A 10000-nucleotide genomic window follows, 5' to 3' on the forward strand; every position below is an offset into this window, starting at 1 on the left:
TTTGGCGGTGATGCGGATCAACTGGCGAGATATCCGGCCATTAATGAGCCACAGGTATCATTTACCGCCCTCAGCGCATACCACTTTTGTTGCACAGCGTTTTGTGGTTTGTACTTTTGTGCCTCGTCCTATTGAAAGTGATCCGGGCGCGCTGAAAGTGCCGTTTTACCATAATAATGACGATTATGACGAAGTGCTGTTTTACCATGCTGGTGATTTCTTCAGCCGCGACAATATCGAGCGCGGCATGGTGACCTTTCACCCCGCAGGTTTTACCCACGGACCTCACCCAAAAGCCTTTGCGGCTGGTCGTGAGTACAAAAAGAAATTTACTGATGAAGTGGCGGTGATGCTGGACACGCGTGATGCACTTTATGTCGGTGACGCCGCTTTAGCCACAGAAAACCCGGACTATGTGAATAGCTGGAAAATCAAACCGGCTGCTGTGTAAGGAATAAAAAATGAAGTTAGCAAGTCTAAAAAATGGCCAGCGTGATGGTCAGTTAGTCGTAGTCAGTCGTGATTTGTCCCGTTGCCTTGCTGTACCTGCAATAGCTGCAACTATGCAACAGGCGCTGGATCACTGGTCTGTGGCTGCTCCACAGTTATCTGAAGTTTATCAGGCGCTGAACAGTGGCACAGTGCAGGGCGAAAAATCTTTTGACCAGACCCAGTGCGAATCACCTTTACCAAGGGCTTATCAATGGGCGGATGGCAGCGCTTATGTTAATCACGTCGAGTTGGTGCGCCGTGCCCGTAACTCTGAAATGCCACCCAGCTTCTGGACAGATCCTTTGATGTATCAGGGTGGGTCAGATGATTTTATTGGCCCACGTGATGCAATTGAAGTGGTTAGCGAAGACTACGGTATTGATTTTGAAGGTGAAGTGGCAGTGATCACTGACGATGTGCCTATGGCGATCAGTGCGGAAGATGCCCGCCATAAAATCCGTCTGGTGATGCTGGTGAACGACGTATCATTAAGGGGGTTAATTCCGAATGAATTGGCCAAAGGCTTTGGTTTCTTTCAATCAAAACCTGCGTCTGCTTTTAGTCCTGTAGCTGTGACACCGGATGAATTAGGTGCTGACTGGCAGAATGCCAAGCTGCATTTGCCATTAGTGTCGCATTTAAACGGTAAGCTGTTTGGTCAACCCAATGCCGGTGTCGATATGACGTTCGATTTTGGTCAGTTAGTGGCTCATGCGGCGAAGACCCGTAATTTAGGGGCTGGAGCTGTGATAGGTTCAGGCACAGTGTCTAACAAACAAGGCACTGACTACGGTACTTCGATTGACGAAGGTGGCTTGGGCTACAGCTGCATCGCCGAAATCCGCATGATTGAAACCATAAGGGATGGTGCGCCTAAAACCTCTTTTATGAAGTTTGGTGATAGTATCCGCATTGAAATGCTGGATAAAGCTGGCCACTCTATCTTCGGCGCTATTGAACAAAAAGTAGTGAAATACGGCGCTTAATTTAGTTAGATTAAAAAGCCAGTCGTTTGACCTTCAAAGGGCCGACTGGCTTTTTTGTATCTGCTTCAAAGGGATATTCAACAATGAAATTACATGGTTACTGGCGCTCAAGCGCCGCTTACAGAGTGCGTATAGCATTAAATTTAAAGGGACTGCAGGTCGAGCATTGTCCTGTGCATCTGGTTAAAAATGGTGGAGAGCAGCACAGTGCTGCTTATCAGCAACTTAATCCATCAGAACTGGTACCAACACTTGAAGATGGCGAGTTGAGTCTGAACCAATCTTTGGCCATTATTCAGTATCTGGAAGACAACTACCCGCAAGTGTCTTTGTATCCCGCAGAGCCAGCACAGAAAGCCCGGGTTATGGCTTTGGCATTGGATATCGCCTGTGATATGCATCCTTTGAATAACTTGCGTGTATTGCAATATCTGACCGGTCCGTTGGCTTTGTCAGAAACACAAAAAATACAATGGATTAAACACTGGATGACCCAGGGATTTAATGCGTTGGAAAAAAGGTTACAACAAACAGCCGGATTGTACTGTTTTGGTGATCGAGTCACAGTAGCTGATCTGTGCCTGATCCCTCAGGTTTATAACGCCTTACGTTTTGACGTGAATATGGCGGATTATCCTTTCATCAGCGCTATTTATCGACGTTGTAACGAACTTGATGCTTTTTGTAAAGCGGCGCCAGAGCAGCAAGTTGATGCTGTTTAAGTCGCGTCAGACTGAAGTTTTTGTTAATCTGGCCTAATAAGCAGTGATGAGAATCTGATCTATGTTGAAACTGCCTAAAAAGCCGATCAATGCTGTACTTTTTTATATGGGAACTTTGGGTTTATTGACTCAGGTACTAGTCAGCTTTTATTTGTTGACGCAAGGGCGGACTATGGACTGGCATTGGTGGTTTCATTGGTTGGCGCCGACACTCTGCCTCGTCTGGGGCATAGTGCCCAGACTACAACTGCAAAAAGAAGAGCATTAAGGGCAGTTAAACTTTAACGTCCCGGCGTAAACATGCCTTCAATCCTGACTTCACTTACGCCTTCTTTGTTAAAATGAAACTTGATCTGCGCCATATTTTTGTGGAAGAAGTAGGGCGTTTGATCAAAGATCAACACATATCCGCCTCTGGCTTTGTCTTTGTATTTAGGATCGGTGTTTTTACTCAGTTTGAAGCTGTGTTTGCCAAGCGACCATTCAAAGCCCTGCAATGGTTGGTTGATCCAGTCCGTTACCCAGATTTGCTCATCCTGATGCAACACCAAAGCTAAGGTATATTTATCAGGTAGTTCAGCAACTTCGACTTCCTGCACGCCGGCCTGGAACACTTCTGTGCCATTTTTTTGTGTAAATGCAAAACCAAATTGCAGGCTTTGCTTAGTACCGTCGAGTAACACCAATTGTCCTTGGCCTGGCACAGTAAAATAAGCCCAGGCCGCTGGTAGCCAGAACGAAAGCAGCAAGGTCAGGTAAGTCTTAACCATACAACACCTCAAACATCATGTGCAGCTTCAACCCGCCAGATACAAAGTCAGTTCTTGCCCAGGCTGTAAGTACTTATTTGCTTTAATATTATTCCATTTCACGATATCAGCAACCTTTAGACTAAAACGCTGGGCTATGCTGGCCAATGAGTCGCCTGCTTTTACTTTGTAAGTCATGGTTTTTGTCGTGCTTTTTGGTTTTTCTGCTTTAACAGTGTAATAAGTCAGAGTTTGGCCGGGTTTGAGTTGTGCCTTAGCTGCCAGTTTATTCCACTTTACCAGGGCATCGGTGCTCACTTTCAGTTTTTGCGCAATTTCCCACAAATTATCGCCACTTTTGACGGTATAACTTTGGGCGCCTGACTTAGCCTCTGATTTTTTAGCCGGGCTTTTTGCGATTCCGGTTTGTAGGTTTGGCATCAACCCTGGAATAATCAGCTGTTGGCCTACTTTTAATTGACTAGTAGAAAGTTTGTTCGCTTGCTGTATGGCTTTAACCGACGTTTTATACTCAGCAGCGATTTTACTCAAGCTATCGCCGGATTTCACTTTATAGCGACCTGTAGTGGCTATAGGTGCAACTTTCACTTTAGGTAGGGATGCCAGTTGCTGCTCTACATCTTCAGAGCTATCAATAGGGACCACCAACTGGTAACTCGCACTGGGGACTGTAGTTGTTTTAAAGCCGGGATTTAACCGTCTGAGTTCAGCTACGCTGAGTTTTAACACTGCGGCAGCTTGGTTTAAATCCAAGCCTCTGTTGATTTGAAGAACTTTAGTCTGAGGCTGATTGGCCAAGACGGGCAAAGCTATAGCATATTTTTTGGTATTTTTAAGCAGCTCCGCCAGAGCCAGCAATTTCGGAATATAACTGGTGTTTTGTTTTGGCAAATTTAACGACCAGAAATCCGTTGGTTTCCCTCTGTACCTGTTACGCTCGATGGCTTTGAAAACACGGCCTTCACCTGCGTTAAATGCTGCGACCGCGCTTAACCAGTCTTGATCAACATTGCTGTACAGATACTGTAAGTAATCCAAAGCGGCACGACTGGATTCCATTACATCACTGCGGCCGTCATACCAGGCATTTTGTTTTAAGCCAAAATTACGCCCTGTACCTGAGCTGAATTGCCAAATGCCTAGCACTCCGGAAAAGGAACCCGCTTTAGGATTGTAGGTACTTTCGACTATAGGCAATAGTGCCAATTCCAGAGGCATTCCGCGCCGTTCCAGTTCAGTGACAATATGGTACAGAAAAGGCGCAGCATTTTCTGACGCAGTTTTCAGCAGTTTTTGATTGCGAATAAAAAAGCGTTTTTGACTTTCAATGTCTTCATTTTCAGGAATGTTCAGGCTCATCTGATCAGCAATGCGCTGCCAGATGTTATCGTACTGGGCCAATTTGCTGTCAGGTTGTAACGGTGAATTATGTTTCAATAAAGCGTTGGCTACCTGTTGTGCTGTAGCTGCTTTATCCTGAACCGGATCTGTTGGATAGGAGCTCTCATCCCGGCCTGCTGTTTTATGCTGTTGGGGTGGAACAGCACAACTGGCAAGCAGTGCAGCCGCTACCGCGACAGATAATTTATTCAGCATTTATGTGTCCCAAAATCAAAAATCCGCCTTATGTTACCTGCTCAGCCTTCAAAAGCAAGGTTAGTGATCAAAAACGATCTTTGGCGGATCGTAATGCGGTGAACAGATCCACGGCATTGGATTGTTGCCAGCGGTGTTGCAATGCTGCATCCTCAGCCCTTAAAAAAGGGTTGATTTGCCGCTGCACAGCCAAAGGAGTAGGCAAGGTTGGTTGTTGCATTTCCCTTTGCTGTTTACACCAGTGTTGGTAGTTGGCCAATTCTGTATTATCCGGATCAGCCCAAAGGGCAAACTCCAGATTGGCCAGAGTGTATTCGTGTGTAGCATAAATTAAGGTTTGATCCGGCAACTGCAGAAGACGTGACAAACTTTGCCACATCTGCGCTGCTGTGCCTTCAAACAATCGGCCACAACCTGCATTAAACAGCGTATCACCAGAAAACAGAACGGGCGCTGAATAGTAGGCAATATGACCAAGAGTATGGCCAGAAAGTTGCAGCACCTGAAAAGTTAAATCAAACTGACTCAGTTTTAACTGATCATTGTCCTGTAGCCAGTGATCGGCATGGGGAATTTTATCTTGTTCTAGAGCTGGAGCATAAACCATCACTTTGGGCCAGAGTCGTTTTAGCTCCATTATCCCTCCGGTATGGTCAGGGTGATGGTGGGTAATGAGGATCACTTCAAGTTGTAACTCGTGCTGCTGCAAATAGTGCTGAACTGCATTGGCGTCACCCGGGTCGACAATCAGGGCCGACTTTGCTTGGCGCAGGCACCAAATGTAGTTATCCTTAAAAGCCGCAATGGCGGTGATGTCTGACATAAAAAATTTCCAAGGCTTATGTTCTTATAAGGTGTAGTGTACCGGATGAAACCAGCTTTAAGTTACCACAGTACAATAATACCCCGACAATGGTCACAATTGCCGCAAGGTGAGCAAATGGCCAGAGCCATAGAGTCGCAATTAAGTCAGTGGTGGCCGAAGATTTTTGGGTATCATTTGCTGAAAGTCGGGAGTTTAAGTAGTGCTTTGGATACATCCTCCTGCGCGATCAAACATCAAATCAGCTTAAACGAGCAAATGGAGCAGGCTGGTGTTGTGGCTGAACCTGATGCTTTGCCTTTTCTCGAGCAGTCTATAGATGCAGTATTATTGGCGCATTGTCTGGAGTTTTATCCGGACCCTCACCATATAGTGCGTGAAGCTCACAGAGTGCTGATGCCTGATGGCTATCTGCTGTTAAGCGGATACAATCCACTAAGCAGCGCGGGGCTGCTAAAACTTTGGCCCGGTGTGAAGCAACAATTGCCATGGGCTGGACGGTTTTTTACGCCTTCCCGGGTGAAAGACTGGCTACATTTACTTGGATTTGAAGTGATGTATGAACAACGTTTTTTCTGGTCCAGTTTGCTCGGCAAGCATAAGCCTGACAGTCGTTGGCAGAAATGGTGCGAAACTTATCTGGGCTATTTTGGCGCGTCTTATTTACTGGTCGCCCGTAAAAGGGTATTGCCATTAACGCCGATCAGGCCTAAATGGCAACGAGCACCGGCTTTTCAGACCGCAGTCAAAGGCATTAGCGCGCGGCAGGGCTTGTATCACGATTAATTTGATTTTGGTTGCTTTTGTAGCCATTGATCCAGTTGATTGGCAAATTGCTGCTTATCCTGCGGTCCTAATGGCGCTGGACCTGACAACTGAATCCCTGTATTACGCAGCTCTTCCTGTAAGTTACGCATCGTTAGTCTGTCACTGATATTGTCTGGAGTCAGCAAGCGGCCTTTGCTGGTAATACACAAAGCTCCTTTGGCAACCACGGCAGCAGCTAACGGAATATCGTTACTGATCAGTAGATCGCCAGATGCGATGCGCTGTTCAATATAACGGTCGGCCACATCAAACCCCTGTTCCACCTGAACTGCTCTGATATAAGTACTGCGCGGAATTTGTAGGCTGTGGTTTGCGACCAGATAAAGAGGCATTTGTTTTCGCTCAGCGGCTTTAAACAATATCTCTTTTAACACTTTTGGGCAGGAATCTGCATCAACCCAGATTGGCATCCTGATGATCCTTTAAAAGTTGTTTTGCTGCCTTACGGCTTAATTTCATAAAAAACAGCAGTGGATCTGCCACGCCAGGTTGCTCAGCTTCAACAAAGCCTAATTGTTGATAACACTGCACAGCAATGTGGTTTTTACGATAAACAAAAAGCGAAAAATCCCGCTGAGGTTGCTGTTGTAAACCTTGTGCAATCAGACCTTTAATTAGTGTTTTGCTATGACCTTGGCCTCTTCTTTCCGGATGTACTAACAAACGTGCCAAATGGTTGCAATCAAAACGATCACAAAGCTGACCAAAGGCAACGCGTTGTTTGTGCTGATAGAGCCAGTAACTTTGAGTGCCAGGTAAGTACAACTGTTGTAAAAATTGCAAAGCACGGATAGGGAAATAAAAGCCCTGACCGCCCCATTGATCCAAATCCTGTTGTGAATCAAACCAATTATGTAAATAGGCTGATTGCTCTGGAGTGACTGGAGATAACTGATAGGGTGGGTGCTTCATAAACTGTCTCTTACTAAAGTCAGCTGGTAGCCCCTTTGCTTAAACTGTTCTATCAGGCCTTGATCACCTGCCAGATGCAAAGCTCCAACCAGCACAAAAACAGGCTCGTCGTACCTGGTTTCGACCAGGTGCTTAACCCATGCTTTATTCCTCTTCACTATCAGAGTTTGGTAAATCGCAGGGTAGCTTTTTAGGTCATCCAGATATAGGTGTTCGAGTTGTTTAAGATCGCCACTGCGCCAGGCTTTTCGCATTGCATCAAAATCTTCAGCACTGTCATCTAAATCATCCATCGTACTTTTAATCAGAGTTTCAGCACCTGCATCATTTAGCTCTGACAGCACGGCTAAATGTTGCTGCATGGTCTCAAGACCTTTAATCGATTTACCAGACTTTTTCGCTTCGCCCTGCAGAAACTCGTCAACACCAGGAGCTGTGGCGCCTTCAGCTTTTAGCTGAGTACTGGTTAACATTACTGCGGCAAAAGCAGGTTTAAATCTGGAAATCTGTTCAAGCGGGACCTGATGTTCTTTGCAGTACTGCGCCAGTTGTCTGGCTAATGGCTCAGACAAATGCTGCAACAAATTTTCACCTGAGGGGTAAGAGTTCAACGCGATCATTTGTTGTATTCCGTCTGGGCTTGTTAGCTGCGCCAAATCTGTTTCCAATAACAGAACGTCACTTTGCTTTAATGCTTGTAGGAAGGCCGCAGGTAAAGGGTAATCTTCAGCACTGAGCATATGGATTGAACCCGCCAGAAAAAAATGCTGATTTCCTTTACTGACTTTCCAGACGCCGTCTGCCAGTGTCTGGCAGGTCACGAGAAGTAAAAGGCACGAGACTATAATACGGATCACTGCTGACGACCTCTGAGATAAACTGTCTGACTAATCAAAAGAGCCTACTTTGCCCCGTAGCTTTTTGCGTTCTTTATGTTGTGTTTTTTGTTTTAGTCTGTCCATGCGAGCACCAAAGGTAGGTTTAGTCGCCCGCCTTTTTTTCGCCTCAAAACTCGCCGTTTGTAGCAGTTGCATTAATTTCGCCACCGCATCTTCTTTATTCATATCCTGGCTGCGGTGAGTCTGAGCTTTAATGACAATAACGCCACTTTTGCTGATCCTATCGTCCGGATATTGCAGTAGTTTCTGTTTAAATGCTTCTGGCAAGCTACTGCGACCAACATCAAAACGCAGTTGCACGGCAGTCGAGACTTTGTTGACATGCTGGCCACCGCTGCCCTGAGCCCGGATAAAACTGAATTCTAGCTCATCCAGATCAAGCTCAAGGCCGGGTTTGACCTGAACCAAAGTTACCACATCAAATCGTCCGGAATTTGATAGGCAGCGTATGGGTCATCCTCAGCCTGAACTTCAGCGCTTTGCCCTGTGTTGTGCAGTACTATGATGGTTTCCGCTAAACGTTGCTGAATTTTTTCCGCCACTTTTACCGGGATCACATAGTACTGCTCGGCTAACTTGGCAATAGCGGCCTGGCCTTTGGTCAGTTCGGCATGGATGCGGTTGCTAACGTACAAACGTTTGACCAGGCTGCCATCTGTGAAGTTAAAAGCGGTTTCACCTTTGTGCGCTATGGTATTGAGCTCAATCAGTTGTTTGACCTGTGCAGCTAAAGCTTTTTTATCCTGCTCAGCTTTACGTTGACGATTTAACTCCTGATCGCGTTGCAGTTGTTGCTGTCGGCTTTGTTCAGCCAGGACTGAAGCCTCATTGACTACAGTGCCATTTTTTCCTGCTTGCACCCGTTCTTTATGTTTTTCTTTTTTAATGGCTTTTAGCTTTTTCTCATTGCCAAGGCCAGCCTTTAGCAATTGTTCCTGTAGTGACTTACTCATAAGAATATCCTATCGATCCGATGATACTATTGTTTCATGTTAAAGCGGCGCTGCAAAGAGCAGAAGGGCAGACTAACTGCCGAAGCAAAAAATGCGTTATGATAAGGCACTTTAATTGAATTTGTACGGGACCTTATCTTGTTATTTCACGATCTTGCGTTAGACCCTCGTTTAGTCCGTTCTATCCAGCATCTTGGCTTTGCGAAACCAACGCCAATTCAGCAGGAGGCTGTGCCTGCCGCTATGACAGGTAAAGACTTAATGGTTTCTTCGCAAACAGGGTCGGGAAAAACTCTGGCGTACTTACTGCCGATGATGCAGCGCTTGCTCCGCAGCAGGCCTTTATCCAAGCAAGATGCGCGTGCTTTAATTCTGGTTCCCACCCGGGAGCTGGCTCATCAGGTCTACGCCAAGCTGCGTTTGTTTGTTGCTAATACGCCTTTAACCAGCGCTTTGATTGTAGGTGGCGAGAATTTTAACGAGCAGGAAAAAATTCTGAAACGTCAGCCAACTATTATAGTGGCCACCCCTGGGCGTTTTATTGACCATCTGCAGCATAAAACATTTTTTATTCAGGGCCTGGAAATGCTGATCTTAGATGAAGCGGATCGGATGCTGGATTTAGGCTTTATGCCACAACTGAATGAAATCAACAAAGCCGCCGATCACCGTTTGCGTCAGACATTGATGTTCTCCGCGACGTTAGATCATGCTGAGGTGAACGAACTGGCGATGTCATTATTGAAGTCACCGCACCGGGTTTCTGTTGGAGCCTCTTATCAGCAACATGAAGACATTGAGCAGCGCTGTTATTTCGCCGATCATTTATCTCATAAAGAGGCATTACTAGCCTATTTGCTAAAACAGGAACAAATAGGTCAGTTGATTATCTTTACAGCAACACGTGAAGATACTGATCGTCTGGCCAAACTATGTGATTCGATGGGCTACCCTGCTGTAGGCTTAAGCGGTAAGTTGACTCAAGGACAGCGCAATTCGGTGATGCAAGGATTTTCTGC

Annotated in this window: 13 protein-coding genes and 1 pseudogene; 6 read left to right on the forward strand and 8 right to left on the reverse strand. The window is 45.9% G+C overall.

The window, feature by feature from the left end:
• The 4 genes and pseudogenes from LDL40_RS01780 to LDL40_RS01795 all read left to right on the forward strand — a co-directional run.
• Positions 1–451 (forward strand): annotated as a pseudogene (locus tag LDL40_RS01780) (homogentisate 1,2-dioxygenase); the annotation flags it as partial.
• Positions 452–461: 10 nt separating this feature from the next.
• Positions 462–1478: a fumarylacetoacetate hydrolase family protein gene (locus LDL40_RS01785; protein WP_300993151.1), complete on the forward strand. Its 1017-nt coding sequence runs from the start codon at positions 462–464 to the stop codon at positions 1476–1478.
• A gap of 83 nt (positions 1479–1561) precedes the next feature.
• Entirely contained in the window at positions 1562–2200 is a 639-nt protein-coding gene (gene maiA, locus LDL40_RS01790; RefSeq protein WP_300993153.1) for a maleylacetoacetate isomerase, read from the forward strand.
• A gap of 61 nt (positions 2201–2261) precedes the next feature.
• Positions 2262–2468: a hypothetical protein gene (locus LDL40_RS01795; protein WP_300993155.1), complete on the forward strand. Its 207-nt coding sequence runs from the start codon at positions 2262–2264 to the stop codon at positions 2466–2468.
• A 13-nt stretch (positions 2469–2481) separates the two neighbouring features.
• On the opposite strand, the gene LDL40_RS01800 is transcribed toward LDL40_RS01795, so the two are convergent.
• The 3 genes from LDL40_RS01800 to gloB all read right to left on the reverse strand — a co-directional run bounded on the left by LDL40_RS01800 (position 2482) and on the right by gloB (position 5389).
• The gene (locus tag LDL40_RS01800) at positions 2482–2970 is read right to left on the reverse strand and encodes a hypothetical protein (protein WP_300993157.1); all 489 of its coding nucleotides are present in this window, start codon (positions 2968–2970) and stop codon (positions 2482–2484) included.
• A 27-nt stretch (positions 2971–2997) separates the two neighbouring features.
• Positions 2998–4566: a LysM peptidoglycan-binding domain-containing protein gene (locus LDL40_RS01805; RefSeq protein WP_300993159.1), complete on the reverse strand. Its 1569-nt coding sequence runs from the start codon at positions 4564–4566 to the stop codon at positions 2998–3000.
• Between the two features lie 67 nt (positions 4567–4633).
• A complete protein-coding gene (gene gloB / locus LDL40_RS01810; RefSeq protein ID WP_300993161.1) occupies positions 4634–5389 on the reverse strand; it encodes a hydroxyacylglutathione hydrolase in 756 nt (251 codons plus the stop codon).
• Positions 5390–5434: 45 nt separating this feature from the next.
• Between gloB and LDL40_RS01815 the strand changes: the two genes are divergently transcribed.
• A complete protein-coding gene (locus LDL40_RS01815; protein WP_300993164.1) occupies positions 5435–6175 on the forward strand; it encodes a class I SAM-dependent methyltransferase in 741 nt (246 codons plus the stop codon).
• On the opposite strand, the gene LDL40_RS01820 is transcribed toward LDL40_RS01815, so the two are convergent.
• The 5 genes from LDL40_RS01820 to LDL40_RS01840 are packed head-to-tail and all read right to left on the reverse strand — an operon-like array spanning position 6172 to position 8981.
• Positions 6172–6627, reverse strand: coding sequence for a YaiI/YqxD family protein (locus LDL40_RS01820; RefSeq protein WP_300993166.1), 456 nt, complete (start codon positions 6625–6627; stop codon positions 6172–6174). The two genes, LDL40_RS01815 and LDL40_RS01820, sit on opposite strands and share 4 nt — an antisense overlap.
• A complete protein-coding gene (locus LDL40_RS01825) occupies positions 6611–7129 on the reverse strand; it encodes a GNAT family N-acetyltransferase (protein WP_300993168.1) in 519 nt (172 codons plus the stop codon). The genes LDL40_RS01820 and LDL40_RS01825 overlap by 17 nt, the downstream gene beginning before the upstream one ends.
• The gene (locus LDL40_RS01830) at positions 7126–7986 is read right to left on the reverse strand and encodes a TraB/GumN family protein (RefSeq protein ID WP_300993170.1); all 861 of its coding nucleotides are present in this window, start codon (positions 7984–7986) and stop codon (positions 7126–7128) included. The genes LDL40_RS01825 and LDL40_RS01830 overlap by 4 nt, the downstream gene beginning before the upstream one ends.
• A gap of 30 nt (positions 7987–8016) precedes the next feature.
• Complete coding sequence (gene arfB / locus LDL40_RS01835; protein WP_300993172.1) at positions 8017–8445, reverse strand: alternative ribosome rescue aminoacyl-tRNA hydrolase ArfB; 429 nt, start codon at positions 8443–8445, stop codon at positions 8017–8019.
• Positions 8439–8981 carry a DUF2058 domain-containing protein gene (locus LDL40_RS01840; protein WP_300993174.1) on the reverse strand — a complete coding sequence of 181 codons (543 nt, stop codon included), beginning with the start codon at positions 8979–8981 and terminating at the stop codon, positions 8439–8441. The genes arfB and LDL40_RS01840 overlap by 7 nt, the downstream gene beginning before the upstream one ends.
• 138 nt (positions 8982–9119) lie before the next feature.
• Here LDL40_RS01840 and LDL40_RS01845 point away from each other — a divergent pair.
• Positions 9120–10000 (forward strand): DEAD/DEAH box helicase (locus LDL40_RS01845; protein ID WP_300993176.1); only part of this gene is annotated, 881 nt, incomplete at its 3' end.

Source organism: Rheinheimera sp. (genome assembly GCF_020217005.1).
Lineage (GTDB): Bacteria > Pseudomonadota > Gammaproteobacteria > Enterobacterales > Alteromonadaceae > Pararheinheimera.